The following is a 26,900-nucleotide window of genomic DNA, read 5'->3' on the forward strand; positions in this document are numbered from 1 at the left end:
CACCCCGTCGTCCCGCCCGGCCACTTCCGTGCCGGGCGAGAGGGAAGAGTACGGCACACCGCGAAGGGCCCGCCCGTTCAGCCGCCCGCGCCCCGGAACCCGCCACCGCCCCGGCGCTCCGAGCCGACCCGGCCGGGCCGGCCGGGCCGGTCAGGGAGAGGACTCGCTCCGGGGGGTGTCGTCGAGGCCGAAGGGGTCGGCCAGCGTCTCGTCGACGACCGGAGGCGGCGGCTGCGGGGTGCGGGGCATGACCGCCGCCTCGGAGTGGCCGCCGCAGCCGAAGGCGAGGGAGACGACGTGGCCGTCGGCCGGGCTGTACTCGTTGGCGCAGATCCCGAACGCCTGCCGCAGCGAGCCCGCGACCGGGACGAGGAAGCCGCAGCTCATGCAGGCGGCCGGGGCAGCCTGCGCCATCGGCGTCTTCGGCCCGTACGACTCCTCCCAGCGGTCGGCCGCGGTGTGCAGCCCGTAGCGGGAGAGCACGCGGGGCCTGCCCATGCCGGGCTCGGCGGCGACGCCGCCGATGGCCGCCCGCAACGGTCCCGCCTCCTCCGGTCCGCCGTCGGCGACGGGGGAGTCGGGCAGCGGCTCGTCCTCACCGGAGAAACCGGCCTCCAGACGCAGGTCGTCCGCGTCGGTGGGCAGCAGGTCGCCGGGGCCCAGATCGCCGGGGCGCAGCCGCTCGCTCCAGGGCACCCACTCGGGGGCGAGCAGCGCGTCGGAGCCGGGGAGCAGCACCGACTCGTCGACCGTGACGTTCTTGGCCCGGGAGGCGCGGGCGACCGTCACCGCCCAGCGCCACCCGCGGTAGCCGGGCTCGTGGGCCTCGAAGAGGTGCGTGACCACGCGTTCGGCGTCGGCGACGGCCTCGATCCAGGCGCCGACCACTCCGGGCGCCGCCGCCTCCTGCGCCGCGGCCCTCGCCAGCTCCACGGCCTCGGCACACAGCTTGTCGGGGGCGCGCCGGCTCCGCGCTCCACGGCTCGTACTCCGGGTCGCGGCAGTCATGCAGCACTCACAAGAATCGTCTCTCCTACGCCGTAGCGCCGTTGTCGGCGTGCACTGCCCGGACGGCCACGAGTGGAGGGGCCGGGTCGGGGACGGAGCGGGACCGGGTGGCCGCTGCGACGTCCGCGCCCGCGCTCAAAGGCCATACGGTGCGCACCGTTCACCCACGCTACCCCACAGGGTCACCGAAGAAATCCGCAGCCAGCCCTCGGACGGCTCGCGCTGCCTTGTCCGGGCGCCCGCGGAAGGGGCGGCGCGGGGGACACCGGCGACAGAAACTCAGCCTCGCCAGATGTGCGTGAGAAGCGGAAGAAAGGGGAGAAACGAACGACCCGTTCTGGTGCACACTGAACGGCGTGCCTGTCGACGAGCCCGGCAAACCCAGCGGAGGCAGCGGGGTGCGCCGTCTCGCACGCGGCCTGCGGCGGCCACCGGCCGCCCTGGCCCGCCGCGTGCGGCGCGCCACCCACGCGGGCGGCGCGGGGGAGTCCGGACTCGGCAAGCTCATCGAACTGCACGCCGTCAACTCGGCGGGCGACATGCTCATCACGGTGGCGCTCGCCTCCACCGTCTTCTTCTCCGTCCCCACCGGCGAGGCCCGTGGGCGCGTCGCGCTCTACCTGGCCGTGACGATGGCGCCCTTCGCACTGCTCGCCCCCGTCATCGGCCCGCTCCTGGACCGCGTTCCGCACGGGCGGCGCGCCGCGATGGCCGCCGCGATGCTGACCCGCGCCCTGCTGGCGCTGACCATGGCGGGCGCCGTGGCTACCGGGGGCCTCGAACTGTATCCGGCGGCGCTGGGTGTGCTCGTCTCCTCGAAGGCGTACGGGGTGGTGCGCTCGGCCGTGGTGCCCCGACTGCTGCCGCCACGGGTGTGGCTGGTCAAGGCGAACTCGCGGGTGACGCTCGCGGGGCTGCTGGCCACGGGCGCCGCCGCGCCCGCCGGTGCCGCGCTGCACGCGCTGGGTGCCAGGTGGCCGCTGTACGGGGCGTGCGCGCTGTTCCTGCTGGGCACCTTTCTCTCCTTCTCCCTCGATACGAAGGTCGACTCGGCGAAGGGGGAACGCCCGGCCCGGCTGGCGCGGACCGCCTCCAGCGTCGGGGCGGGCGAGGAGCACAGAGCGGAGCGGCCCGGTCTGCGCACGGTCGGCGTCTCGGTGGTCAGCGCCCTGTGCGCCAACTCCGCGCTGCGCGCCCTGTCCGGGTTCCTCACCTTCTTCCTCGCCTTCCTGCTGCGCGAGGACCCCTTCGACGGGCTGTCGGCCGCCGTCTCACTGGGCCTGGCGGGTGTCGCGGCCGGTGGCGGCAACGCCCTGGGTACCGCGCTCGGCGCCTGGCTGCGCGCCCGCGCCCCCGAAGTGATCATCACCTCCGCGCTGCTGAGCGCGCTGGCCGCGGCCGTCGCCGCCGCCGTGCTGTACGGGACGGTCGCCGTCACCGCTGTGGCCGCCACCGCCGGCATCGTGCAGGCGCTGGGGAAGCTGTCGCTCGACGCGCTCATCCAGCGCGATGTCCCCGAGCAGGTCCGCACCTCCGCTTTCGCCCGCTCCGAGACCCTGATGCAGCTGTCGTGGGTGGTCGGCGGCGCGCTCGCCATGGCGCTGCCGCTGGCGGGGCGGCTCGGCATGGGGGTGGCCGCGGGACTCGTCGCGGTCGGTGTGTGCACCGCCGTACGGCGGCTGCTGGGTGCCGCGCGGCGCGGTACGCCGCATCCGCGGGTGGCGTGAGCCGCGCGCGGCCGCCGCCGGTGCTCGTGGCGCGGCACGCCGCACCCCCGCGCGGTGGAACCGGGGGCGCCCGATAGCCTGCCCGCATGAGCAAGCTCGCGCGGCAGGGCCGCATGTCGTCACAGTCGCGGCGGGGCGTGCGCACCGCCTCCGCCCTCGGTGCCGCCTCGCTCGGCCTCGTCGCCCTCTCGGCGTGCGAGCAGCCGAGCCCCATGGTCACCGCGACGGTCGGCGGGGACTCCGTCTCCACCGAGGCCGCCTGCTACGACGACGGCAAGGCGATCCCGCAGGACGAGGTGCGCAAGTGCCTCGGCAAGAAGGCCGACGAGACGGTCTCCGTCAGCACCGGCGACAAGCTGCGCATCGGCGTCGACCCGAAGACCGCCGACGACGGGTGGCTCGTCCTGGTCGACGGGAAGCCTGCGCTGTCCGAGCCGCTGAACAAGACCTACTACTCCTTCCAGGGCGAGGTCTTCTTCCAGCAGTCCTCCGCCTCGGGACAGCCCTCGGCGCCGAAGAAGAGCGTCCAGGTCACCGTCGTGCAGACCTCCGGCGGCGACTTCAACGGCATCTGGCACCTGAACCTGAAGAACAGCAAGAAGTAGGGGGCGGGAAGCCACCGGCGAGGGGACGGCGAGGTGCTGCGACGGTTTCAGCGGGTGCTGGTCGTGGCGGCCGTGTCCGCGGAACGGGAAGCGGTGGCGGCGGCCACCGAAGGGACCGCACCGCACCTGGACGTGCTCGTCGGCGGCGTCGGCCCGGCCGCCGTGGCGGCCCGCACGACCACCGCCTTGATGACGGCCGCACACGAGGGCCGACCCTACGACCTGGTCGTCTCGGCGGGCATCGGCGGCGGCTTCGCCGCCAACGGCGTGCACGTCGGCGACACGGTGATCGCCGACCGCCTCGTCGCCGCCGACCTGGGCTCCGAACTGCCCGGGAGCGAGGACGAGCCCCCCGGCTTCGCCTCCGTCGCCGACCTGGGATTCGGCACGAGCGAACACCGCCCCGCCGCCGCGCTGGTGGAGGCCGTCGCCGGGGCCACAGGCGGCAGGCCGGGCACCGTGCTCACCGTCTCGACGACCACCGGCACCCGGCGCCACGCCGACCTGCTTCTGGCGCGCTGTCCGACGGCGGCCGCCGAGGCGATGGAGGGGTTCGGCGTCGCCGAGGCCGCGACGGCGCACGCCGGCGGTGTGGACTTCCTGGAGATCCGCACCGTCTCCAACGCCGTCGGCCCCCGGGACCGTGCCGCCTGGCGGATTCCGCAGGCGCTCGCCGCGCTCACGGCCGCCTTCGGCAAGCTGGTCCCTTAGCACGACACAGAAGGAGTCCGTCATGGCCACAGCAGCGCCGCTCTCGATCGCCTACTCGCCCTGCCCCAACGACACGTTCGTCTTCGACGCGTGGGCGCACGGCCGGGTACCGGACGCCGCCGCGCCGACGGTGACGTTCGCGGACATCGACCTCACCAACGGCATGGCCGAGCGCGGCGAGTTGGACGTACTGAAGGTGTCGTACGCGGTGCTGCCCTGGGTGCTCGACCAGTACACGCTGCTGCCGTGCGGCGGGGCGCTGGGCCGCGGCTGCGGTCCCCTGGTGCTCACCGGTCGAGCAGGTGACGCGACGGCGCTGAGCGGGAAGACCGTGGCCGTTCCCAGCGAGCGCTCCACCGCGTACCTGCTCTTCCGGCTGTGGGCCGCCGCCGAGGTGCCCGGCGGGGTGGGCGAGATCGTGGTGATGCCGTTCCACGAGATCATGCCCGCGGTGCGCGACGGCAAGGTCGAGGCCGGGCTGGTCATCCACGAGGCCCGCTTCACCTACCAGAACTACGGCCTGCACAAGCTGGCCGACATGGGCGAGCACTGGGAGGCGGCGACGGGACTGCCCATCCCGCTCGGCGCCATCATCGCCAAGCGCTCGCTCGGCGCCGAGACGCTGAGCGAGCTGGCCCGCGCCGTCCGCACCTCGGTACGGATGGCCTGGCAGGACCCGGAGGTCTCCAGGCCGTACGTGCTGGAGCACGCGCAGGAGATGGACCCGGCGGTGGCCGAACAGCACATCGGGCTGTACGTGAACGAGTTCACCGAGAACCTGGGCGAGGACGGCTACGCGGCGGTCCGCGGACTGCTGGAGCGTGCCGCCGCCGAGGGGCTCGTGCCGGCCCTCGGCCCTGACGCGCTGGCCTTTCCCTAGCACGTCGCACCGCCGCACGGCCGCACCGCCTCACCACCGCACGGCCGCACCCGCGACCCCGGCGGGCGCGGGTGCGGGCGCGGGGTCAGACGTCGAGCTGGTCGGCGACCGCGCGGAGCATGCCGGCGATCTTGCGGCCGTGCTGCTTGTCCGGGTAGCGGCCGCGCTCCAGCGACTGGGAGACGCCGTCCAGCAGCGTCGTCAGGTCCTGCACGATGGAGGCGAGCTCGTCCGGCTTGCGGCGCTGCGCCGCCGCCACGGACGGGGCCGGGTCCAGCAGCGACAGGGAGAGCGCCTGGTCACCCCGCTGTCCGGCGACGACGCCGAACTCCACCCGCTGTCCGGGCTTGAGCGCGTCCACCCCGTCCGGGAGCACGGACGAGTGCACGAAGACGTCACCGCCGTCGTCGCGGGAGAGAAAGCCGAAGCCCTTCTCGCTGTTGAACCACTTGACCTTGCCGGTAGGCACGTCTGTCCTCGTCCTCGTACTCGTCCGGATGCACCGGGCTGCGGTTGGCTGGAAAGCCGCGGCTGGTCGAAAAGCCGCGGCTGGCTGGAAACTGGTTGCTGGCGCTGCTGGGGCGGGTCAGGCCCCGGGACCACCGCTGGCGCCCCCGACCCCCGATCCCCCGGAATAGCAGTCGGGCGGGCCGCATGACCCGCCACCACCAAGGTTAATGGCCCGGGCCTCCGTGGCAAGGTGCCATCGAGCGCGAGGTGGCACCGCACGGATCCGGACCGTGTTCTTCAGCGTCGTCGCAGGTTCTTCCGACGTCGCCGAGCGCCCCGCTGCCGGAGCACTCGCCCCCGGACCTACCCTGTGTGGGTGAACACTGAAACTCCGTCCGCCGGTGATCTTCTCGTACGTGTCGGCGGGATCGTCTTCCTGATCGGCGCCGTGGCCACGGTCGTCACGGTGGCCCCGCTGTTCCTGGGCACCACGCCCTTCCCTTCGCCCGCCTACCTGGTCTGCATGCTGATGGGCATCGGCTTCGTACTGGCGGCCGCCGGCGTCGTACGAAAGGCCCTGGCCCAGCGCCGCACGGCCCACAACACCTGACGAGGACCCGGCCCCGAAGGGGCGCGGGGAACGGCGCGACCAGCCACACCCCACCCGCAGACCGCACACCACGAACAGTGGCACCCCCTTGCCGTCCCCAGAAAAAGCCCTACGCGACCGAGCGGCCGTCCCCGGCGAAGCCGGCCAGCCACGAGGGGAAGCCGGTCAGATCGGGCAGCACCACGTCGGCCCCCGCGGCGGACAGCTCGGCCGCGTCGCACGGCCCCGTGGCGACGGCCACGGAGACCGCACCCGCCATCCGCGCGCCCCGCACGTCCCCCACGTGGTCGCCGACGTACGCGGAGGCGCCGTGCGCGGTCAGCGCCTCCGCCTTGCCCTCCGCCCACAGGTCGCCGACCAGCACGTCGGGGCACAGGCCCAGGTGTTCCAGGTGCAGCGCCGCGCTCGGCCGGTACTTGGCCGTGACGACGAGCGTGCGCCCGCCCGCGTCCCGGACGGCCTCCAGCGCGGCGCGGGCCCCCGGCATGACGGTGGTCGGCTCGATGGCGTGGTCCGGGTAGAGCCGGCGGTAGCGCTCGGCCATGGCCGGGATCTCCTCCGGGGGGAACCAGTACGCCATCTCCTGCACCAGCGGCGGACCGAGCCGGGTGACCACCAGGTCCGCGTCGATGTCCACGCCCGTCTCCGCCGACAGCCTGCGCCAGGTGGCGTGGATGCCGGGGCGGGAGTCGATCAGCGTCATGTCGAGATCGAACCCGACCGTGGGGCCGGTGCCCGGGGACGAAGCGTGCGCAACCATGCCGGACATTCTGCCTTGCCCTGCGGCGCGCCCTGAGGCAGCCGACTGACACTCAGGCCGGCCTCACCACCTGCTGCCCTGCCCCGGGGCAGCGGACGAGGAGAGAGCGGCGCCGCTGGAGGCCGACCTCACCGAGTGACGGCACCCCCTCGGCGGGCGCTGCTATTCGGCCGCCGGGCGGCGGGCGCGCCACACCAGGTAGAGCGCTGTGGCCGCCGCCGCCACGCGGAGGAAGACGGGGAAGACGCCCCCCATCGCCTCGCGCAGGGCGTCACCGCCCTGGGCCAGCGGTTCGCCCCACCGGCCCTCGGTACGGCCCCACAGCCACACGCCGGCCCCCGCCAGGACGAGGCCCGGCATGCCCAGGGCCGCCCACTTCGCCTCGGTGCGGCTCAACTTGGGCGACCACCAGGCGGCCAGCCACCCCGCCGCCAGCGGGATCAGCGAACCGAGGACCGCCCCCGCCACCAGCAGGACGGCGGCCGCCAGCTCCACGAAACCGCCGCGGCGGGCGACGGCCTCGCCCCGGGTGCGCCGGCGGCGCCGCCACAGGAGGAGGGCGCCGAGCCCGGGCGCCACACCGGAGCCGCCGGGGGCGGGCGCGGCGGCCTGTTCGGCCCCCGGGGCGCCGGGCGCGGCCGCGCCCGCGGGAACGGTCCGCGCGTGAGGGGCGTGCGGTGTGGTCGGCTCGTCGTCCCCGGTGGGCGGCTTGAGCAGTTCGGGCAGCTCGATGCCGCCGACGAACCCGGGCACCGGCTCCCCCGCCGCGACGGCGTTGCTGCCTCCCGGCCCGTTCCCGAACGGACCGGGGTCGACACGCCACCAGTCGGGGTCGCTGTCCTCGGCGCCCAGCTCGTCGAGGCTCGCCAGGTGCGGGGAGGACGCCCCGAAGGCGGCGCTGGGAGCAGCGGTGCGCTGCCCGGGCACGGAGGGGCGGCCGGTGACGGGCACCTCGGGCGCGGCCGGGGCGGCGGGGCTCCCCGTTCCCGCGCCCGCGCCGCCGTCCGCGGGGGCGGCAGGCGTGGAGGGCGTCGGCGCTGACGTGCCCGTACGCTGCCCGCCGCTGGCGGAGGCCACCACGTCCTCGGGGCGGCCGAGGCGGTCGAGGATCTTCTGGACGGCGGCCTTGGTCACCGCGCCGCCGTCCGCGGCGCGCGCCCTGTCGATCTCGCCGCGCAGACCGCCGACGAGCTTGGCCCGTTCGGCAGCGGTCATGCGTGTGCTGTGAGCCAGGTCCCCGACCCGGCTCAGATAGTCGAACACGAGATGGTCGCTCTCGATCCCCACCAAGTCTCCACAACCCGCTAGCCCTTACCGACCTTGACCCGACGGTACCGCGCGCCGCGGCCGCGAGGGAGCGCCCGCGACGCTCGCGAGGCGACGCATCCGACGCACGGCGCTCGTGAGGCGGCGCGAGCGGGCGAGCACGGGCAGGCGGGCGAGCGCGGTCGGCCAGGCAGGCGGGAACCTCCACCGAAGCTCCCTCCGCACGCCGGCGAGGAGACGTCCGCGCAGCCGGACCACGGGGGTGCGCGGCCGCGGGCCGCTACCGTGGGTGGGATGAGCAGTGAGCAGACCGGGGCGTCTCCCTCCCGGCCGGACGCCTCCCAGCCGTCCGGCCCCCGCACCCTCGCTGAGGACCTGCGCTCCCGGGACGACGCCGCGCTGTCGGCGCTCCTGCGGGCACGCCCCGACCTCCTCTCCCCCGTCCCCGGCGACCTCACCCAGCTCGCCACCCGCGCCGGCACCCGCGCGTCGGTCGTGCGGGCCCTGGAGCGGCTCGACCGGTTCGCCCTCCAGACGGCCGAGGCCCTGGCCGTCGTCCCCGAAGGGCCCGCGGGAAGCGCCGGAGCCGAACCCCGGAGCACCCCGACGACCGAGGAACTCCTCTCCGCGCTGCTCCCCGGCGACGAGGCGGCGGCGCGGCTGCCGCACGCGCTGGCCGAGCTGCGGGCACGGGCCCTGGTGTGGGGACCGCCCCAGCGGCCGCGGCTGGTGCGTACCGCCCGGGAGCTGCTGACGTCGCCCTCTCCCACCGGGCTGGGCCCCACGCTGGCCGAGGCGGTGGCGGCGGCGGGTTCCGCGAAGCCGTCGCCGTCCCGCCTCCAGGAGGCGCTGGCGCACGCGGGGCTTCCCGCGACACACGATCCGGTGAGCGCGCTGACGGCCCTCGCCGCGCTGTTCGGCGACCCCGAGCGGATGTCCGCGCTGCTGGCACGGGCGCCCGAGGGGGCCGAGTCCGTGCTGCGGAAGCTGGAGTGGGGGCCCCCGTACGGCGCCGTCGATCTGACGGCGCCACCGCCGCCGGTCGTCTGGCTGCTGGAGCGGGCGCTGCTGGTCCCCACCGGTGCGGACGCGGCCGGCGGCACCGGGACCGCGTCCGGCAGTGTCGTCCTGCCGCGCGAGGTGGCGCTGCACCTGCGCGGGGGCAGGGCGCACCGGGAACTGGAGCCGACGGCCCCACCGGTCGAGGTCGCGCGCTCGCACGCGACCGCCACGGTGGACGGGACGGCGGCCGGTCAGGCGATGACGGCGCTGACGACCGTCGAGGAGCTGCTGGCGTCGTGGGAGACCGAGCCGCCGCCGGTGCTGCGCGCGGGCGGCCTCGGCGTGCGCGACCTCAAGCGGACCGCCGTCGCCCTCGACGTGCCCGAGCCGGCCGCCGCCTTCTGGATCGAACTCGCCTACGCGGCTGGCCTGGTGGCCTCCGACGGAGAGGTCGACGAGACCTTCGCGCCCACCCCCGCCTACGACGAGTGGCTCCGTGCCGCGCCCGCCGAGCGCTGGGCGCGGCTGGTGACGGCCTGGTACCGGGCGACACGGGTGGCGGGCCTGGTCGGCGAGCGGGACGCGCGGGACGCCCGCAAACGCGCGCTCGCCCCGCTGGGCCCCGGCCTCGACCGCAGCCCGGCACCGGAGGTACGGCACCGGACGCTCGCCCTCCTCGCCGCGCTGGACGCCGGCTCGGTGCCCGACCGCGCGGCGCTGCGCGAGCGGCTGCGCTGGGAACGGCCGCTGCGGGGCGTACGGGCGGGCCGCGCCGCCGCCGACGGGCCCGACGAGGACAGCAGCGGCCCCGACCTGCCCACCCGCCTGATGGAATGGGCCCTCGACGAGGCCGAGACGCTGGGCGTGACCGGCCGAGGCGCACTCGCCTCGTTTGTGCGCCCCCTCGTGGAGGCCGCCGCCCTGGGTGAGGCCGCACCGGGCGAGCCGCCCGCCGAGGCCACCGGCGACGCGGTCGCCCGCGCGCTGACCCCGCACCTGCCCGAGCCGCTGAGCGAGGTGCTGCTCCAAGCCGACCTGACCGCCGTCGCACCCGGCCCGCTGGAGCGCGAGCTGAGCGCCTTCCTCGGCGTCCTGGCAGACGTCGAGTCCAAGGGCGGCGCCACCGTCTACCGCTTCACCCCCGACTCGGTACGCCGCGCCCTCGACGCCGGCCGCACCGCCGCCGACCTGCACGCCTTCCTCGCCGCCCACTCCAGCACGCCGGTGCCGCAGCCGCTGACGTACCTGATCGACGACGTGGCCCGCAGGCACGGCCAGGTGCGGGTCGGCGCCGCCTCCTCGTACGTGCGCTGCGACGACGACACCCTGCTCGCCGAGATCCTCGCCGACCGCCGCGCGGCACCGCTGCGGCTGCGCCTGCTGGCCCCCACGGTGCTGGCCTCCCAGGCCCCGCCCGACCAGCTCCTCGCCCGGCTGCGTGAGATGGGCCACGCTCCCGCCGCCGAGTCGGCGGAGGGCGACGTGCTGCTGTCCCGCGCCGACGCGCGCCGCACGCCGCCACGCACACCGCCCGAGCCGGTCACCGACGGCCCGCCCGCGCCGGACGCCACCCTGCTCGCCGCCGCCGTCCGCGCCATCCGCGCCGGCGACCACGCCGCCACCCTCCCCCACAAGCCCACCGCCCCCGCCGCCCCGCCGCCCGGCGGCGGCCTCCCCCGCACCGTCATGGCCGAGACGCTGGCCACCATGCAGTCCGCGACCCTCACCGGCACCCCGGTGTGGATCGGCTACGTCAACGCGGACGGCGCCGCCTCCCAGCGCGTCATCGCCCCCGTCAAGGTCGAGGGCGGCTTCGTGACGGCCTACGACCACACCGCCGACGAGGTCCGCACCTACCCGCTGCACCGGATCACGGGCGTGGCGGAGGTGGGGGAGGGCTGAGCCACCCCTCATGCAGCCACGTTTGATGGCTCCCCGATTCGAGTGGCCGTACCGTCCGTACACGGGAAGACGGGCCGCGCCCGTCTTCAGGCTCATCTTCCATGGGAGCAGTAACGGCCGCTGAAGCACCGGCTCGCGCCTCCGACTGGGAGTTCATGTCCGAAGAGGGCTGGACGTTCGACCAGGCTCAGGAGCTGGACCTGCCCTTCGACTGAGAGCTCGTGGACGGGATGATCGTCGTTCGTGGGCGGGCGATGCTGTGGCACAACCAAGTGCGGGATGAACTCCGCGACGCCTTGAAGCAGGCTCGGACAATGCCGCTCAAGGTGGTCATGGACTCCTGCGTGATGCTGGATAAGGAGAACGTGCGGCAACCGGACGTGAGCGTCTACGACCCCCACCGGTCTGAACCTCTTCGAGACCGAGTGCGTGCCCATCAGCAACGTCACACTCGCCGTCGAGGTCGTCTCCCCGGGCTCCCGCAGCCAGGACCGCGTGCTCAAGCCCGCCCAGTACGCCGCCGCCAAGGTTCCCTACTTCTGGCGCGCGGAGCTGGAGCGTGACAACCATCTGGCGGTGCACGAGTACTGGCTGAACGCCGACACCCGCTACGGGCATGAAGGAGGTACGACCGATGACGCGTCCCTCCGCCGTCCCGTCGTCCTTCACGGTGAGCTCGGCCAGCCCGGTGCCGTAGGACCAGGCGCTGGGCCACGGCCAGTTGAAGGGGCTTGTGCTCGGCGGCACGGTTGCTCAAGGGGTGATTGACGTAGCGGCAGTCCGGGGAGGGCGTACAGCGTCCCGCCGAGACCATGACGGACGTGGGCCTGCGCGTACCAAGCGTCCTGGGTGTCCAGGTGCTCAAAGTGGGGCCAGGTGGGGCGGCGCCAGTACAGGGCCCGCAGCCGCTCCAGGTTGGCAGCCCTGGAGGGGGTACGGAGCAGGCCGGCCGGAGTGGCCGGACCGGCTCCGAACCGGGCCGAGAACGTTAGACGGTCGCCGATGTCGGAGGGGTCGAACCGCACGACGGGGACACCGCGCTCGTTGAGTTCGGTGATCACCATGTCGGCGGTCACATCGTCCACTTCGGTGACGACCGCGACCGGTTCAGCGTCGCTCATCAGTCCTGCTCGTCGTCCTGGTCGTGGTCGGTGTCGTTGCGGCTGTCCTGGTTGGTGGACTGCGGGCTGGTCTCGGTTCCCTTGGCGGTGCCGTGCTTGCCCATCTCCACGACACCGCCGCACTTGTCCATCCTTCGCGGTGGTGCAGCCCCGCCCCCGCCGGACCTCCGATCGGAGGAGAACCTCGCGCTGTCCCGGGCAGGGTGGGCGTTGAAGTCCGCCCCTGCCGCTAACGCGGACCGAGGCGCGGCGCCGACCCGTTCTCGCGACGCTCCCTCTCAGTCACCGTCTCCGGGGACGGTGCCGGCCGGCGCGGCCAGGTCCGGTAGGTCATGCCCGGGGTCCTTCCTTCGGGCCGGCGGGCGGGGCACCGTGGTCGGGGTGCCGGCGGAGCAACACGCGGCAGTCCACAGCCCGGGACGCGTCCCCGGTCTTTTCCGCCCGGGCCAGTTCCTCCTCCAACTCCAGGCACGTCCGGCACGTCATGTCAGCCCCCGACGCCGGATGCGGTGAAGGCGGGCCAGAGCGCGGAGTTGGTGCACTTCCCGCGTGGTGCCGGGACGTAGGCGCCGGTACGGCACTTCCCAGGCCAAGCCGCTGGGCCGGTCCACGGTGACCACCTGGCCGACCGCCTGCCGTGCAACGCCCACCATCTCCTTGTCCCGGTCGAACACCACCGTTCCCGGCCGGATGTGGAACGGGGAACGGAAGTACGCGGCGGCGGGCACCTGACGCGCGGCGCTCACAGTGCCGGCTTCCGCTGGTGGGGATGGCCCGCGATCACGGCGTTGCAGCTTCTGACGGTCAGGGGCTGCCCGTTGACCCGGGCCGCCTCCCGATCCAGTGCCAGCAGTTCGCATACATCGCACTCGGGCGCGGGGACGGGCTCCGGTCCCCGCGCGGGATCGACCGGGACCGCGACGACCTCGACCCGCACGCTCACCTGTGACAGGCGCGGCGTCCGTGCATGAGTGTCCATGGACCAACTCCTCTACGCGTTCACTCTCTGCGGTGGAACGGTCACAAGAGTGCGGTACGGCTCGCTACGCTGTGGAGAGTTTCAGCGCCCAACCTGCGAGTTGGTCACGGCAACGCGCACGTGCGCCGTTCATCGCAGGTAACGGCGCCCTCGGGAGGCATGACCAGACCGGTGGTCAGGGGGAAAAATGAATGCGGACACTGACGGCACGGATGGTGCACAGGACCCGCGCAAGCAGTTCGCCGAAGAGTGCAGGAGTGCCAGAGAGCTGTACGAGACCGGGCCCCTGACACAGACCCAGTTGGCCCGGATGGTGCGCACGTCCAAGAGCACCATTTCGCGGGTCGAGAACTGCGTGGGCCCGGTCCCAGCGGGCCTTCCACCCCTCTTGGACCAGGTCTTCGGCACCGACGGCTTGTTCAAGCGGCTGTACGAGGAGATCACGACGCAAGCCTTTCCGGAGCGGTACCGGCGACGCATCGAGCTGGAAACACGCGCCGTATCCATCTCGGAGTGGTCCCCCACGGTTGTTCCTGGCCTTCTCCAGACTCCGAGCTATGCGTGGGCTCTCTTCCGAGAGGGCAACCCTCGGGCCAGTGAGGCCGAACTGGCGAACAGTGTGAGCAACCGCGTGACCCGGCAAGAGATCCTCACCGGCAGCACACCACCGGACTTCTCAGTGATCGTGTGCGAATCAGTCGTCCGGCGACAAGTGGGCAGCCCGGAGGTGATGCGCGAACAGTTGTCCGCTCTTTTGAGACACGGAAGGCGGCCCACCACTGTGCTCCAAGTGCTCCCGCTCGATGCGGGCACTCATGGCCTGATGGACGGCCCCATGTCGATCCTGACAACGTCGGACGGTGCGATCGTGGTCTACACGGAAGGCATCCGATCCGGTGCCATCATCGACGAACTGGCCGATGTGAGGCACCTTTCGCGGTCTTACGATGTTCTCACGGCTTCCGCTCTATCGCGTGACGCGTCCGCCCAGATGATCAGACAGCACATGGAGGCACTGTGACCCCGCCCGCGAGCTACTCCTGGGTCAAGTCCAGCTACAGCAACCAGGACGGCGGCAACTGTCTGGAGTGGTCCCCCAGCTCCGCCGTGACGACCGGCATCGTCCCCGTACGCGACAGCAAGCACCCCGCAGGCCCCGTCCTCGCATTCCCCGCCAGGGCATTCACAGCGTTCGTCACCGACGTCAAGAGCGGCGGGCTCGGCGTCTGACCACGGAGCGCATCCGTCCAACAACTGTGCGGCCCCCTCGTCCCTGCGCGGCGAGGGGGCCGCAACCCCGTCCGGGGGCGGCGTAGCTCACACCAGGCCACGCACCCGCGCCGGTGCGGCACACTGGACGTTTGGTCCCTGTCGGGAACTCATCCGAACGTCGGAAGGTGACGCGTGAACGGCGGCCCCCTGATCGTCCAGTCGGACAAGACCCTCCTCCTCGAAGTCGATCACGAGCAGGCCGACGCCTGCCGGCGGGCCATCGCGCCGTTCGCGGAGCTGGAGCGGGCGCCGGAGCACATCCACACCTACCGGGTGACGCCGCTGGGCCTGTGGAACGCGCGGGCCGCCGGGCACGACGCGGAGCAGGTCGTGGACGCGCTGGTGGAGCACGCGCGGTATCCGGTGCCGCACGCGCTGCTCGTGGACATCGCCGAGACGATGGCCCGCTACGGGCGGCTCTCCCTCAACAAGCACCCCACGCACGGTCTGGTGCTGGTGACCAGCGACCGTCCCGTGCTGGAGGAGGTGCTGCGCTCGAAGAAGATCCAGCCCCTGGTGGGGCAGCGGATCGACCCGGACACCGTGGTGGTGCACCCCTCCGAGCGCGGTCAGATCAAGCAGGTGCTGCTGAAGCTGGGCTGGCCTGCCGAGGACCTGGCCGGGTACGTGGACGGTGAGGCGCACCGCATCGAGCTGGACGAGGGCTCGGGCGCCGAGGGCGGGGGATGGTCGCTGCGGCCCTACCAGCAGCAGGCCGTGGAGGGGTTCTGGCACGGCGGCTCGGGTGTCGTCGTGCTGCCGTGCGGGGCCGGGAAGACGCTGGTCGGCGCCGGCGCGATGGCCAAGGCGCAGGCGACGACGCTGATCCTGGTCACCAACACCGTCTCGGCCCGCCAGTGGAAGTCCGAGCTGGTGCGCCGCACCTCGCTGACCGAGGACGAGATCGGCGAGTACAGCGGGACGAAGAAGGAGATCCGCCCCGTCACCATCGCCACCTACCAGGTGATCACCACCAAGCGGAAGGGCGTCTATCCGCACCTGGAGCTGTTCGACTCCCGCGACTGGGGCCTGATCGTCTACGACGAGGTGCACCTGCTGCCCGCGCCGGTCTTCAAGTTCACCGCCGACTTGCAGGCCCGCCGCCGCCTCGGGCTGACCGCCACCCTCGTACGGGAGGACGGGCGCGAGTCCGACGTGTTCTCCCTCATCGGCCCCAAGCGGTTCGACGCGCCCTGGAAGGAGATCGAGAATCAGGGCTACATCGCCCCCGCCGACTGCGTGGAGGTCCGGGTCTCGCTCACCGACTCCGAGCGGCTGGCGTACGCCACGGCCGAACAGGAGGAGAAGTACCGCTTCTGCGCGACCACCGACAGCAAGCGGAAGGTCACCGAGGCGCTGGTGCGCCGCCACGCGGGCGAGCAGACGCTGGTGATCGGCCAGTACATCGACCAGCTCGACGAACTGGGCGAGCACCTGGACGCACCCGTCATCAAGGGCGACACCAGCAACGCGCAGCGCGAGAAGCTGTTCGACGCCTTCCGCACCGGCGAGCTGACCTGCCTGGTCGTCTCCAAGGTCGCCAACTTCTCCGTCGACCTGCCCGAGGCCACCGTCGCCATCCAGGTCTCCGGCACGTTCGGCTCCCGCCAGGAGGAGGCCCAGCGGCTCGGCCGCGTGCTGCGCCCCAAGGCGGACGGGCACGAGGCGCGCTTCTACTCCGTCGTCGCGCGCGACACCATCGACCAGGACTTCGCCGCCCACCGCCAGCGCTTCCTGGCCGAGCAGGGCTATGCCTACCGGATCGTGGACTCCGTCGACCTGCTGAGCGAGTCGCCGCAGCAGCAGAGCGGCACCGCCAGGAACCCCGACACCGACGAGGTCTGACCGGAGCGGGGAGGCTTCGGCCGCCGTCCCCGTGCACGCCCGTCCCCGAAGGGCTACCGTCCCTCCGGGGACGGCTCCTTCGGTGGCTTCATCGCGACCCGGCCGTCCGGGCTGATCGTCGCCGTCTCGCCGGTGCGCAGCCAGCCCTCGTGCAGGGGCGCGGGCTGCCCGGTCTCCTCGACGTACGAAGCGGTGATCCACGGGCCGCGCAGCAGCAGCTCGCCCTGGGACTCGCCGTCCCAGGGCAGCGGCGCCAGGTCGGGGCCCAGGACGCCGTACTCGACGGAGGCGGGGAACCGGTAGCGGCCCGCCTCGTCGGCCCCGCCGCCCTCGGTCCGCGCCACGCACGCCGGGGACAGCGTCTCGGGCGCGCCCCAGGCCGCCGCGGTGCTGATGCCGTGCCGCCAGCCCAGCTCCTGGGCCAGCAGCGGCCCGCCGGGGTCCTCTCCCGGGCCGCCCACGACAACGGCCTCGTGCAGGCAGGAGAGGTCGCGGGGGCGCGTCGCGAGCTCCTCCAGCAGGCCGTCCCAGGTGGCGGGGTCGGCGACGGCCAGCGTGGGCCGCTCCCGCTCGGACATCTCCGCCAGCGGCGCGGGCTGGTCGTAGATGCCGGGCAGCAGCAGTGAGGCGCCGCCGGCGAAGGCCGCGTAGGGCAGGCCCCAGGCGAGCATGCGCGACATCGGCACGACGGGCAGTACGAGGTCGCCCACCCCGATGCCGTACGCCTGTGGGGTCTGCGCCTGAAGGGCGTGCAGGTAGAGCGCGCGGTGGCTGTAGGCGACGCCGCGGGGGGCGGCGTGAGCCGAGGTGGTGTGGCACAGGACCGCGGCGTCGCGTTCGTCGATCTCGGGCCAGTCGTAGCGCTTGCGGCGGTCGTCGATCAGCAGCTCGTAGTCGTGGACCTCGGCGCTGTAGGCGGTGCCGGGGACGACGGCGGCGCTCTCGCTGCCGCCCGCGACGATCACGTGCCGCAGGTGCGTGAGGCGGGGCAGCACGGAGGCGAGCGGGGCGAGCCCCGCCGGGTCGGTGAGCAGCACCCGCGCCCCGCCGAGCCGGGCCGCCGCCACCAGCTGGTCGGCGGGCAGCCACGGGTCGAGAGTGTGGAGGACCGCGCCCATGGAGGGCACCGCGAGGTAGGCCTCCAGGTGGTCGGCGGTGTTGGCCATGAGGGTGGCGACCGGGTCGCCGGGCTCGACGCCGAACTCGTCGTGCAGGGCCCCGGCGAGCTGTATGGCGCGGACGCCCGCCTCCAGGAACGTACGGCGGTCCGGCTCAGCTCCGCCCGCCGTCCCCGCCCACGTGGTGATCCGGGACGTCCCGTGCGCGAGCGCCCCGTGCACCAGGAGCCGGGTCACGGTCAGCGGAATGTCCTGCATCGTGCTTCGCACACCGGCCTCCTCGGGCCTCTTCGCACTCTGGTCGTCGGCCGCCCTTCCGCCCGTCGGCGGCGGGAGGGGCCGTGCGGTCGTCCCTCGCGTGCCCGTCCCCGTCGATTCTTGCCGGGGGAACGCGCGGTGTCAGCGCCGCCGGGCGGTGCCCCGCCGACACGTACCCGGCCGCCACGCCCAGCAGCGCCAGCGCCAGCAGCGGGTACGGCGAGGCGAGCGGCTGCTGCCACCAGTCGAGCCGCAGGTCCGAGTCGCCTTCCCTGGGGACGAGCCACAGGGTGCGGGCCGTGAAGACGACGGCCACGCAGGCGAAGGCCACCCGCGGCCACGGGACGCCGGAGGCGGAGCCGCCCTGTTCGGCGGGGGTGGTGGTGCCGCTTCCCGTGGTGGCCAGCGCCGCCAGCAGCGGCACGCACCACACCCAGTGGTGGGACCAGCTGATGGGCGAGACGAGCAGCGCGACCAGCGCGGTCACCACGATCCCCCACAACTCCCCCCGCTCCCCGGCCCCGCCGGATTCACCGGTCTCCGGCGGCCGGCCGTCGGCTCCCGTTCCGCGCCGCACGGTCACCCGTCGCGCCAGCCACATGCCCCCGACGGCCAGCACCAGCGTGGGCGCCAGCCACAGTCCTCCCGGTTCGGTTTCGTGCAGCAGGCGGGCGGCCAGCCCCTGGAGGGACTGGTTGTCGACGATCCACGCCTTCCCGACCCGCGCCGTCTCGAACATCCTGCGCGTCCAGAACTCCACGCTCGCGCCCGGCAGCGCGCACGCCCCGACGGCGACGCTGGCCGCGAACCCGGCGGCGGCCCAGCAGGCCGCCCTGAGCCGGCCGGTCAGCAGCAGGTGGACGGCGAAGAGCGCGGGCGTCAGTTTGACGCCGGCGGCGAGGCCGAGGGCGAACCCCTTGGCGCGCGCCCCGTCGGGCCGCCCCACATCCCACAGCACGAGGCAGGCCAGCAGCAGGTTGATCTGCCCGAAGGCCACCGTCTGGAAGACGGGTTCGAGCCACAGCGCGGCCGCGGTGAGGCAGACGACGGCGGACAGCGGAGCGGCCACGGACGCCGTCCCGGCCACCGCCCCGGACGGCCCCGAGGCCCCGGCAGGGCGGGCGGCCCCGGCCGGGCGGGCGGCGCGGAGCGAGAGGGTGATCAGCCAGCCGAGCAGAGCCACATTGCCCGCCACGAACGCGCCCTTCGCGACGGACAAAGGGACGAGCGCCACCGGGACGAACAGCAGTGCGGCGAAGGGCGGGTAGGTCGCGGGCAGATTCCACTCGGTGACGGTGAAGCCGTACAGGTCGGTGCCGTGCCGGACGGCGGCGCCCTCCGCCCGGTAGACGTGGATGTCGTCCATGGGCAGGCCCTGGGCCGCGGCGAGCGCGGCGAACACGCCGAGTGAGGCGGCCAGCAGGAGGAGCGCGGTGGTCAGGGGCGGGTGCGGCGGTCGGGGAGGACGGGGTCTCACGGCGGCGCTGCAAGTCACCCGTGCCGACTCCTCGTCGCTCGTGCGTGCTCGTGCCCGGCAGCCGGCCCGTGGACCCACCCGGATCACCGTCCCGAGCGGTCGCCCGTCCCGCACGGTCACCGTCTCGCGCGGTCACCCGTTCCGCACGGACCACCGTCTCGCGCGGTCACCCGTTCCGCACGGACCACCGTCTCGCGCGGCGTGCGGCGACGGGATTGCCGGTGTCCTCGGTTGCCGCCGGGCCGACCCTAATCGAGTCCCCGGCGGGAAACGGAAGCGGCACCGTACGGGCAGCACCCGTGCGCCCTCCCCCGCGCCCTCTCCACGCCGTCTCCGCCCCGCAGGTCCGGGGAGAAAAGCGTTCGCCGTACCCGTTCGGCGTGGCTACACTCGCGCACTTGCCCCCTCGCGCCGGTTCTCGGCCCTGAGGCGCCCGCCGCACGGAAACCGGCCGGGCTCGTCCACAGACCTGTACGTCCGCACGACGTGACGCCGTACGGCCGCGCGCCCGCACACCGGTAAGCAGCTCGACTGCGCCTGCGACTGCGGCCTGTCCGCACGCGTGCCCCGTGTCCGCCCGGAGGCAATCTGGTGACCGCCCCGCCCGCTCCCGAACCGCACCGCACCCCACCCCGCGCCGAGGACGATCCCCTCGCCCTCGAACGTGCCCACCTGTCCGACTCCCGAGCCGCCCTGCGCGCCATGCGGGCGGACGCGGAGGCGCTCGACATCCGCGACGTGGCCGCGAACTGGGTCAACGCCGAGGTGCTCGCCTCCGGTATCGAGGCCCGTATCGCCTCCCTCGCCGACCTGGCCCACGCGCCGCTGTTCTTCGGCCGCCTCGACTACGGCACGTCGGACCCGTCGCATCCGAACCCGTCGCAGCGGCCGGAGACGTCGAAGGCGTCCGGGACATCGAAGGGGCCGGCCGCCTCGGGGCACTCCTTCTACATCGGCCGTCGGCACGTCCACGACGCCGACGGCGACCCCATGGTCATCGACTGGCGTGCCCCCGTCTCGCAGCCGTTCTACCGCGCTTCCAAGAAGGACCCGCAGGACGTGACGCTGCGCCGCCGGTTCGGCTACACCGGCGGCGAGCTGACCGCCTACGAGGACGAGCACCTGAGCGATCAGGGCGAGGCGGAACGCACCAGCGCGCTCCTCCAGGCGGAGATCGAACGGCCCCGCGTCGGACCGATGCGGGACATCGTCGCCACGATCCAGCCGGAGCAGGACGAGATCGTGCGCGCCGGACTGGAGGGCACCGTCTGCGTCCAGGGAGCGCCGGGAACGGGCAAGACGGCGGTCGGCCTGCACCGCGTGGCCTACCTGCTGTACGCGCACCGCGAGCGTCTGACCCGTACGGGCACGCTCGTCGTCGGCCCCAACGACTCCTTCCTGAGGTACATCGAACAGGTGCTGCCCGCGCTGGGCGAGGTGGAGGCGCGGCAGACGACCGTCGAGGACCTGGTGGCACGCCCCGACGTACCGGTGCGCGGGGTGGACAGCGCCGAGGCGGCCCGTATCAAGGGCGACGCGCGCATGGCCGAGGTGCTGCGCCGGGCCGTGCGCTGCGGGGTGCGTCCCCTTCCGGGTGAACCGTGCGTGGTGGTGCGCGGCTCGCGGAGGTGGCGGGTGCCGGCCCACGAGATCGAGGAGGTGGTGCGCGAACTGCTGGAGCGGGACATGCGCTACGGGGCGGCGCGCGACGCACTGCCGCAGCGGATCGCGCACGCGGTGCTGCTGCGCATGGAGCAGGCCGGGGAGGCCCCCGACGACCGGGTCCAGGACGCGGTGGCGCGGAACACGGCGGTCAAGGCGGTCGTCAAGGAGGTGTGGCCCGCCGTCGACCCGGCGAAGCTGGTGCTGCGGCTGCTGTCGGACCCGGACTTCCTCGCCGAGCAGGCCGAGGGCGTGCTGAGCGAGGAGGAACAGCGGGCGGTCCTGTGGGAGAAACCGGCGCGGGGCGTCAAGAGCGCCAAGTGGTCCGCGGCGGACGTCGTCCTGGTGGACGAGGCCGCCGACCTGGTGCAGCGCACCCCGTCACTGGGCCACGTCGTGCTGGACGAGGCGCAGGACCTCTCCGCGATGCAGTACCGGGCGGTGGGGCGGCGCTGTTCGACCGGTTCGGCGACCGTACTGGGGGACCTGGCGCAGGGCACCACCCCGTGGGCGACCGAGAGCTGGGAGACCGCGCTGGAGCACCTGGGCAAGCCAGGTGCCGTGGTGGAGGAGCTGACCGAGGGGTTCCGCGTGCCGCGGGACGTCATCGCCTACGCCTCGCGCCTGCTGCCCTCGATCGCCCCCGCGCTGACGCCCGCCACGTCCGTGAGGGAGTCGCCGGGCGACTTCTCGGTGCGTCGCGCGCCCACGGCGGACGACGGCGGGGACGCGCTCGCTGAGCTGGTGGTGGGCGCCTGCCGGGAGGCGCTGGAGCGGGAGGGTTCGGTCGGGCTGATCGCCGCCGCGTCGCGGCTGCCCGCCGTGACCGGAGCGCTGCGGGCCGCCGGGCTCGACTTCCTCGCACCCGGTCAGGAGACCAGCGCCGACGCCCGGCTGACCCTCGTTCCGGCGACGCTGGCCAAGGGTCTGGAGTACGACTACGTGGTGCTGGACGAGCCGGCCGCGATCGTCGCGGACGAGCCCGACCTGCGCACCGGTCTGCGGCGGCTGTACGTGTCACTGACCCGAGCGGTCTCCGGGCTCGCCGTGGTGCACGCCGAACCGCTCCCCGCGGCCCTGACGGCGGAACCGGCCCGGCGCGAGGCACCCGCGGGGGTGGCCTGGGAAGGAGGGGCGTCAGCGGACGCGGCGTCCACATCCCCGCCCGTCCGGGGCCGAATCGTCCACAGCCGTCCACAGCGGTGACGGGGCAGTCGGTGTGAGGCCGTAACGTAGACGTTTGTCCGCTCACGTCCGAGCACGCCAGGAGTAGCGCCGTGCACCACCTTTCCTACGGGGATGTCAAAACCGCCGCTGATCGGGTCGCCGACCGCGTGCGCCCAGTCACGGTCGCGCGTGCGGACGCGGGCTCCCCGGGCGCCGGGGCCGACGCGGGCGGCTGGGAGCTGTACTTCGCGCTGGAGTTCATGCAGCACACCGGCAGCTTCAAGGCGCGCGGTGCGCTCAACTTCCTGCTGGCGCACCGCGAGCAGGGCGAGCTCCCCGACGCGGGCGTCACTTTGGCCTCAGGCGGCAACGCGGGGCTCGCCTGTGCCTGGGCGGCACGGGGCCTGGGCGTGCCCGCCACCGTCTTCCTCCCGGAAACCGCCCCCCGGACGAAGGTCGAGCGTCTGCGCGCGTACGGCGCCGACGTCCGCCTCGCGGGCACCGAGTACGCGGAAGCGGCCGCGGCGTGCGAGGCGTTCGCCGCCGACACCGGTGCGCTGCCCTCCCACGCCTACGATCATCCGCTGATCGCGGCGGGCGCGGGCACGATGGTGGAGGAGATCCGCGCCCAGGTTCCGCTGATCGACACGGTGGTGGTCGCCGTGGGCGGCGGCGGTCTGTTCGCCGGGGTCGCCGCGGCGGCCCAGCATCACGGGATCAGGGTCGTGGCCGTCGAGCCGGAGCGCTGCCGCGCCCTGAACGCCGCGCTGGAGGCCGGCCGCGTCGTCGACGTGGAGGTCGACTCCGTCGCCGCCGACTCCCTCGGCGCCCGCCGCGCCACCCCCATGGCGCTGGCCGCAGCGGGCCACCGCAACGTGCGGTCCGTCCTCGTCGGCGACGAGGCGGTCGTCGCCGCGCGCCACGGGCTGTGGGAGCGGTACAGGCTCGCGGTGGAGAACGCCGCGGGCACCGCCGTCGCGGGGGTCGCCGGCGTCGCGGGATGCGGCAACGAGCACGCGCCGTACGTGCCCGCGGCCGGGGAGCGGGTCGCCGTCGTGCTGTGCGGGTCCAACGCGGACCCGGCCGAGCTGTCCCGGGACGCCGAGCCGTCCCGGGACGCCGAGCCGTCGCAGGACGCGGGGCACCCCACGGCCGCCGAGTCCGACGGCTCCGCCCCCGCCGTCGCCGACACCTCCCTGGGCTGACCCCGCCCTTCGCCTCTCAGTCCACCCGCCGCGCCCGGCTCTCCGCGACACGGAGCACCTCCGTGAGGGCCTGGGCCGCGGCCTCCAGAGCCAACCGCAACGCGAGGGCCCCGGCGGCGGGCTCCTCCCACGTGCCGCGGGCCTCCTCCAAGGCGGCCCGCGCACGCGCCGGCCGCCGCGCCTCCACCTCGTCGGCGAACCCCGCGATGACCCCGTCCGCCTTCCCCCACCGGATAACAGGGCTTCCCCACGTCACTCACCCAGGGCAGCAGCCGCATCTCGATGGGGGTGTCGGGGCTGTTCTCTTTGTGCATACGGGCACGTGATGGGTGGCCGGGCACGTGAGCGGACACAATGTGTGTCCGCTCGTCACGCCGGCATGACGCCGATCCTGGTGGCCAACCGGGCCGCCCGGCGGCGCCGTTGGGGGCTCCTGTGGGCCGACTCCTCCAGCAGGATGCGGCGGGCGTAGCCGTTGTAGCGGATCGTCTCGGGTGCGGCCTCGTAGGCCAGCGCCAAGGCGGTGACGGACTCCTCCGGGCGGCCGTCGAGCTGGTAGGCGCGAGCACGTTCGATGTGGTGCCGGGCCCGGCGCGGCCGGGAGGGCAACGCGGCGGTGTCGGCGGCCGCCGCCTGGCGGGAGCCTTCCGCGCCCACGCGGAGCACTTTCGCGAGCCGCAGCACCATGGGCGGCTTCGGCATCTGCAAACGTCCGCCCTCGATCTGCTTCACCCAGCTCGCGGACCGGCCCACCAGCCCGGCCAGCACCTCGCGGCTCATCCCCCGCCGCACCCGCAGCACCCGGACGCGCTGTCCGAACGCCACGGTCTCCGCGACACCGTCCCCACCCCGGCCCATCGCGCCACCTCTTCCGGCCAGCTTCTCCGCTCAGCATAGGTACCGGCGCACGGGGCGCACCCCCTGTGACGAGCAAGTGGCCCCGCCCCGCGCCGAGTACGGGCGCCCCTGCCCTGCGAATGTCACCATCTCGTCACACGGCGAACCGGCCGTGAACTCGCGTAGGCGCTCCGGCATCACATCTTGCGGTAACGACAGATAGGGAGCTGGGAAATGCGTCGTACACGCTCACGTTGGATCGCTCTGCCGCTGGCGGCCGCCGCCCTGACGCTGGCCGGGGCCGGCTACGCCACGGCCGTGGACCCGTCGCCCGCGGGCGCTGCGGGCGGGTCCGCCCGTGCCGCCTCCGCTCCGTGCCTGGCGGACTCGACCACGCTGGTGGGCGATCTGGACGGTGACGGCCGCGCGGACCGGATCACCAACCCGGGCCACACCGGCACCAAGATGACCGTCGAGTGGGGCGACAAGGACGGCTCGTTCGGTGAGAAGCACACCGTGCGGGACCTGGTCGGCGCGAAGAAGGGCGAGGACGTGGCCGCCGCGGTCGCCGACTTCGACAACGACGGCAAGCTCGACATGGTGCTCAACGTCATCGAGCCTTCCGGCGGTGACGACCCGTCCACGGCCAGCCTCGCCGAGTACCGTCCGGGTCCGCTCAACCGCATCGACCTCACCTCGCCCGACGCCGTGCACTCCGACATCGGCGACCACGGCGAGGTCGAGGGACTGAGCGTCGCCCGGTACAACGACGACGACACCCCCGACCTGGCGGTCCTCAACCACATCGGTGACGGCATGGTGCACCGCGAGGCGCGCCTCTCGCAGCCGGGCGGCGGCCTCGGGGACTACGACGGCGTGGCCAACGGGAAGTACGGCGAGTCCGGCACCTGGGGCGAGCCGCCGGCCATGCCCACCGACGGCTGGTCGCAGTTCTTCACGTCCTGCGCGTAGTCACCACGTCGTCGACGCCACAGACTTCACCGGCTCCACCTCCGGCTCCACCGAGTGACCGGTGGAGCCGGGCCCGTGGCGGGCCTTCCGGGGCGGCACCCGCGCGCCGGCGGGGTGCCGCCCCTTGGCGTGCCGCCCCCGCCCCGCCGGGTTCGCCGCGCGCCGTCTGCGCACGCGCACGGACCCGCTCTCGGGCGCGGCGCTGACGGTCTCGGCATGGTGGCCCTCGCCCTCGCCGCCGCCACGGCCTCGGTGACCGCCCCCCGTCGCCTCCGCCGTGCCACAGGGAGGCGCCCCGGGCCCGCGGGCACCGCGTCCCGGAGGTTCGCGCCCGGCGCTCACGCGCCGTCCAGCGCCTCCCGCCAGGCGCGGACGGCTGCCGGGTCGACGGGGGTGTCCCAGCCCTGGGGGCGGGCGGCGCCGCCGATGTGGAAGGCGGTGATTCCGGCTCGGCTCAGGCCGGGGACGTGGGAGAGGGTGAGGCCGCCGCCCACCATCAGCCGGGGGCGGTAGCCGGGCTCTTTGGCCGTGGTGCGGGCGGCCTCGGCCAGCAGGACGTCGTAGCCGTCGGTGACGCCGTCCGGTGAGCCGGCCGTGAGGTAGGTGTCGAGTCCTGGCGCCTCGGCGAGCTGCTTGCGCAGGGCGTCGCGGTCGGCGGCGCGGTCGATGGCGCGGTGGAACGTCCACGGGCAGCCCGCGACGGCGTCCGTCACCGCTTCGACGGCCCGCAGGTCGGCCTGGCCCGAGTCGTCGAGGAAGCCGAGGACGAACTCGTCGGCGCCCTCGGCCCGCAGGGTGCGGGCCCGCTCGCGCAGTGCCGCGACGCCGGTGTCGCCTCCGGTTCGGAAGCCGTCGGCGAGCCGCAGCATCACCCGTAGGGGGATGGCGACGGCCGCCCGGATGGCGGTGAAGGTCTCCAGCGCCGGAGTCAGCCCGTCGGCGGCCATGTCGGCGACAACCTCAAGGCGGTCGGCCCCTCCGGCCTCCGCGGCGGCCGCGTCCTCCGCACTGAGCGCGATCACCTCAAGAATTGGTCTAGACATATCGCACAGACTGCCATACGGCGGCGACCGCCGGAAGACACCGGGCCCTCCGTCCGGCCGGACGCCCCGCACGGTGCACCACAATGGGGAGATGGCGACGACGGACCCGCACAGCAACGAACCCGCCGATTCCTCCCGTGCCGTTTCCTCCCGTTCCGGCAACCCCGTCCGTTCCGGCGACCCGGCCCCATCCGCCGCCCCCGGGACAGGGGACGGCACGGGCACCGGCACCGCCGGCCACGCGCCCGGGTCCGTGGCACACGCCGCCCTCCTCCTCCGTTGGGACACCCTGCTGCGCAGCGCCCGGGGCGGCACCGAAGGGCCCGACCCGGCCCCGTACGGCGAGGACCTCCTGCACCGCTGGGCCGAACCCCACCGCCGGTACCACGCGACCGCCCACCTGAGCGCCGTACTCGACCGCGTCGAGGAGCTGACCGCCCGCCTGGACGAGCCCGTACCGGCCGGGGACACCGGGGACGAACCCGCCCTGAACCGGTGCGATCCGGACGCCGTCCGCCTCGCCGCCTGGTTCCACGACGCCGTCTACCGCCCCGACCGCAGCGAGAACGAGGAGCGCAGCGCCCGCCTCGCCGAACGGGCCCTCCCCGAGGCGGGCGTGCCCGCACGCCGCACCGCCGAGGTCGCCCGCCTCGTCCGCCTCACCGTCACCCACGACCCGGCTCCGGACGACGTCAACGGCGCGCTTCTGTGCGACGCGGACCTGGCCGTCCTCGCGGGGTCGCCCGAGGAGTACGCGCACTACGCCGCCGAAGTGCGCCAGGAGTACGCGTTCGTCCCGGACGCCGCCTTCCGTGAGGGCCGCACCGCCGTCCTCCGGCAGCTCCTCTGCCTCCCCCACCTCTTCCGCACCGCCTACGCCCGCGGCCACTGGGAGCAGCCCGCCCGCCACAACCTGACGACGGAGCTGCGCCTGCTCGCCGCCTGAACCCTGGCCGGGAGCCCTCCCCGGTAGCCCTGCCGGGAGGCGCCGGGCCGGTGGGAATGCCACCGGCCGTGGCCGGG

The 26,900-nt window shown here is 74.0% G+C and carries 27 protein-coding genes; 14 read left to right on the forward strand and 13 right to left on the reverse strand.

The features are described 5' to 3' along the window. Positions 1-150: 150 nt before the first annotated feature. Positions 151-1,008: a DUF3027 domain-containing protein gene (locus DQ392_RS15185; RefSeq protein ID WP_114016130.1), complete on the reverse strand. Its 858-nt coding sequence runs from the start codon at positions 1,006-1,008 to the stop codon at positions 151-153. A 356-nt stretch (positions 1,009-1,364) separates the two neighbouring features. On the opposite strand from DQ392_RS15185, the gene DQ392_RS15190 reads away from it, so the two are divergent. The 4 genes from DQ392_RS15190 to DQ392_RS15205 all read left to right on the forward strand — a co-directional run bounded on the left by DQ392_RS15190 (position 1,365) and on the right by DQ392_RS15205 (position 4,931). Continuing rightward, positions 1,365-2,735: an MFS transporter gene (locus DQ392_RS15190; RefSeq protein ID WP_114016131.1), complete on the forward strand. Its 1,371-nt coding sequence runs from the start codon at positions 1,365-1,367 to the stop codon at positions 2,733-2,735. An 86-nt stretch (positions 2,736-2,821) separates the two neighbouring features. Beyond that, positions 2,822-3,340, forward strand: coding sequence for a DUF2771 domain-containing protein (locus DQ392_RS15195; protein WP_181856438.1), 519 nt, complete (start codon positions 2,822-2,824; stop codon positions 3,338-3,340). Positions 3,341-3,373: 33 nt separating this feature from the next. Then, the gene (locus DQ392_RS15200; protein ID WP_114016132.1) at positions 3,374-4,051 is read left to right on the forward strand and encodes a futalosine hydrolase; all 678 of its coding nucleotides are present in this window, start codon (positions 3,374-3,376) and stop codon (positions 4,049-4,051) included. Positions 4,052-4,073: 22 nt separating this feature from the next. Further along, positions 4,074-4,931: a 1,4-dihydroxy-6-naphtoate synthase gene (locus DQ392_RS15205; RefSeq protein WP_114016133.1), complete on the forward strand. Its 858-nt coding sequence runs from the start codon at positions 4,074-4,076 to the stop codon at positions 4,929-4,931. A gap of 85 nt (positions 4,932-5,016) precedes the next feature. Here DQ392_RS15205 and DQ392_RS35840 read toward each other — a convergent pair whose 3' ends face one another. Beyond that, complete coding sequence (locus tag DQ392_RS35840; protein ID WP_114016134.1) at positions 5,017-5,400, reverse strand: cold-shock protein; 384 nt, start codon at positions 5,398-5,400, stop codon at positions 5,017-5,019. A gap of 351 nt (positions 5,401-5,751) precedes the next feature. On the opposite strand from DQ392_RS35840, the gene DQ392_RS15215 reads away from it, so the two are divergent. Further along, positions 5,752-5,991, forward strand: a complete 240-nt coding sequence (locus DQ392_RS15215) for a hypothetical protein (protein ID WP_114016135.1) — start codon at positions 5,752-5,754, stop codon at positions 5,989-5,991. A 109-nt stretch (positions 5,992-6,100) separates the two neighbouring features. Here the strand turns inward: DQ392_RS15215 and DQ392_RS15220 are convergent, their stop codons facing one another. Both DQ392_RS15220 and DQ392_RS15225 read right to left on the reverse strand, forming a co-directional pair. Next, positions 6,101-6,760 (reverse strand): HAD family hydrolase, encoded by a 660-nt coding sequence (locus DQ392_RS15220; RefSeq protein WP_114016136.1) that lies wholly within the window; start codon positions 6,758-6,760, stop codon positions 6,101-6,103. A 153-nt stretch (positions 6,761-6,913) separates the two neighbouring features. Beyond that, complete coding sequence (locus DQ392_RS15225; protein WP_114016137.1) at positions 6,914-8,038, reverse strand: hypothetical protein; 1,125 nt, start codon at positions 8,036-8,038, stop codon at positions 6,914-6,916. 273 nt (positions 8,039-8,311) lie between these two features. Between DQ392_RS15225 and DQ392_RS15230 the strand changes: the two genes are divergently transcribed. Continuing rightward, the gene (locus DQ392_RS15230; protein ID WP_114016138.1) at positions 8,312-10,921 is read left to right on the forward strand and encodes a helicase-associated domain-containing protein; all 2,610 of its coding nucleotides are present in this window, start codon (positions 8,312-8,314) and stop codon (positions 10,919-10,921) included. A 429-nt stretch (positions 10,922-11,350) separates the two neighbouring features. Further along, a complete protein-coding gene (locus DQ392_RS15235; RefSeq protein ID WP_181856440.1) occupies positions 11,351-11,689 on the forward strand; it encodes a Uma2 family endonuclease in 339 nt (112 codons plus the stop codon). On the opposite strand, the gene DQ392_RS15240 is transcribed toward DQ392_RS15235, so the two are convergent. From DQ392_RS15240 to DQ392_RS15255, 4 genes are all read right to left on the reverse strand, one after another. Further along, complete coding sequence (locus DQ392_RS15240; RefSeq protein ID WP_342774949.1) at positions 11,587-12,042, reverse strand: MvdC/MvdD family ATP grasp protein; 456 nt, start codon at positions 12,040-12,042, stop codon at positions 11,587-11,589. The two genes, DQ392_RS15235 and DQ392_RS15240, sit on opposite strands and share 103 nt — an antisense overlap. Then, complete coding sequence (locus DQ392_RS15245) at positions 12,042-12,173, reverse strand: putative ATP-grasp-modified RiPP (protein WP_245981492.1); 132 nt, start codon at positions 12,171-12,173, stop codon at positions 12,042-12,044. The genes DQ392_RS15240 and DQ392_RS15245 overlap by 1 nt, the downstream gene beginning before the upstream one ends. A 351-nt stretch (positions 12,174-12,524) precedes the next feature. After that, complete coding sequence (locus DQ392_RS15250) at positions 12,525-12,788, reverse strand: hypothetical protein (RefSeq protein ID WP_114016140.1); 264 nt, start codon at positions 12,786-12,788, stop codon at positions 12,525-12,527. Beyond that, positions 12,785-13,021, reverse strand: a complete 237-nt coding sequence (locus DQ392_RS15255) for a hypothetical protein (protein ID WP_114016141.1) — start codon at positions 13,019-13,021, stop codon at positions 12,785-12,787. Before DQ392_RS15255 ends, DQ392_RS15250 begins: the two co-directional genes overlap by 4 nt. Positions 13,022-13,208: 187 nt before the next feature. Between DQ392_RS15255 and DQ392_RS15260 the strand changes: the two genes are divergently transcribed. The 3 genes from DQ392_RS15260 (at position 13,209) to DQ392_RS15270 (ending at position 16,138) form a co-directional block, all read left to right on the forward strand. Then, entirely contained in the window at positions 13,209-14,042 is an 834-nt protein-coding gene (locus DQ392_RS15260; protein WP_114016142.1) for a helix-turn-helix domain-containing protein, read from the forward strand. After that, positions 14,039-14,251, forward strand: coding sequence for a DUF397 domain-containing protein (locus tag DQ392_RS15265; protein ID WP_114016143.1), 213 nt, complete (start codon positions 14,039-14,041; stop codon positions 14,249-14,251). Before DQ392_RS15260 ends, DQ392_RS15265 begins: the two co-directional genes overlap by 4 nt. Before the next feature lie 174 nt (positions 14,252-14,425). After that, positions 14,426-16,138: a DNA repair helicase XPB gene (locus tag DQ392_RS15270; RefSeq protein ID WP_114016144.1), complete on the forward strand. Its 1,713-nt coding sequence runs from the start codon at positions 14,426-14,428 to the stop codon at positions 16,136-16,138. Between the two features lie 53 nt (positions 16,139-16,191). Here the strand turns inward: DQ392_RS15270 and DQ392_RS15275 are convergent, their stop codons facing one another. Both DQ392_RS15275 and DQ392_RS15280 read right to left on the reverse strand, forming a co-directional pair. Further along, the gene (locus tag DQ392_RS15275; protein ID WP_245981495.1) at positions 16,192-17,526 is read right to left on the reverse strand and encodes an AMP-binding protein; all 1,335 of its coding nucleotides are present in this window, start codon (positions 17,524-17,526) and stop codon (positions 16,192-16,194) included. Further along, a complete protein-coding gene (locus DQ392_RS15280) occupies positions 17,411-18,880 on the reverse strand; it encodes a glycosyltransferase 87 family protein (protein ID WP_114016308.1) in 1,470 nt (489 codons plus the stop codon). Before DQ392_RS15280 ends, DQ392_RS15275 begins: the two co-directional genes overlap by 116 nt. A 702-nt stretch (positions 18,881-19,582) precedes the next feature. Between DQ392_RS15280 and DQ392_RS15285 the strand changes: the two genes are divergently transcribed. Both DQ392_RS15285 and DQ392_RS15290 read left to right on the forward strand, forming a co-directional pair. Next, entirely contained in the window at positions 19,583-21,859 is a 2,277-nt protein-coding gene (locus tag DQ392_RS15285; RefSeq protein ID WP_245981497.1) for a HelD family protein, read from the forward strand. Positions 21,860-21,930: 71 nt separating this feature from the next. After that, positions 21,931-23,025 carry a serine/threonine dehydratase gene (locus DQ392_RS15290; protein ID WP_114016146.1) on the forward strand — a complete coding sequence of 365 codons (1,095 nt, stop codon included), beginning with the start codon at positions 21,931-21,933 and terminating at the stop codon, positions 23,023-23,025. 16 nt (positions 23,026-23,041) lie between these two features. Here DQ392_RS15290 and DQ392_RS15295 read toward each other — a convergent pair whose 3' ends face one another. After that, entirely contained in the window at positions 23,042-23,281 is a 240-nt protein-coding gene (locus tag DQ392_RS15295) for a hypothetical protein (RefSeq protein ID WP_114016147.1), read from the reverse strand. 113 nt (positions 23,282-23,394) lie between these two features. After that, the gene (locus DQ392_RS15300; RefSeq protein WP_114016148.1) at positions 23,395-23,883 is read right to left on the reverse strand and encodes a helix-turn-helix domain-containing protein; all 489 of its coding nucleotides are present in this window, start codon (positions 23,881-23,883) and stop codon (positions 23,395-23,397) included. Between the two features lie 213 nt (positions 23,884-24,096). On the opposite strand from DQ392_RS15300, the gene DQ392_RS15305 reads away from it, so the two are divergent. Then, entirely contained in the window at positions 24,097-24,834 is a 738-nt protein-coding gene (locus DQ392_RS15305; protein ID WP_114016149.1) for an FG-GAP repeat domain-containing protein, read from the forward strand. A gap of 338 nt (positions 24,835-25,172) precedes the next feature. Here the strand turns inward: DQ392_RS15305 and DQ392_RS15310 are convergent, their stop codons facing one another. Continuing rightward, positions 25,173-25,877, reverse strand: coding sequence for a copper homeostasis protein CutC (locus DQ392_RS15310; RefSeq protein ID WP_114016150.1), 705 nt, complete (start codon positions 25,875-25,877; stop codon positions 25,173-25,175). Positions 25,878-25,968: 91 nt separating this feature from the next. Here DQ392_RS15310 and DQ392_RS15315 point away from each other — a divergent pair, with 91 nt between their 5' ends. Then, complete coding sequence (locus DQ392_RS15315) at positions 25,969-26,823, forward strand: HD domain-containing protein (RefSeq protein WP_245981500.1); 855 nt, start codon at positions 25,969-25,971, stop codon at positions 26,821-26,823. Positions 26,824-26,900: the final 77 nt, after the last annotated feature.

It is taken from the genome of Streptomyces reniochalinae (genome assembly GCF_003323735.1).
GTDB classification, from domain to species: domain Bacteria; phylum Actinomycetota; class Actinomycetes; order Streptomycetales; family Streptomycetaceae; genus Streptomyces; species Streptomyces reniochalinae.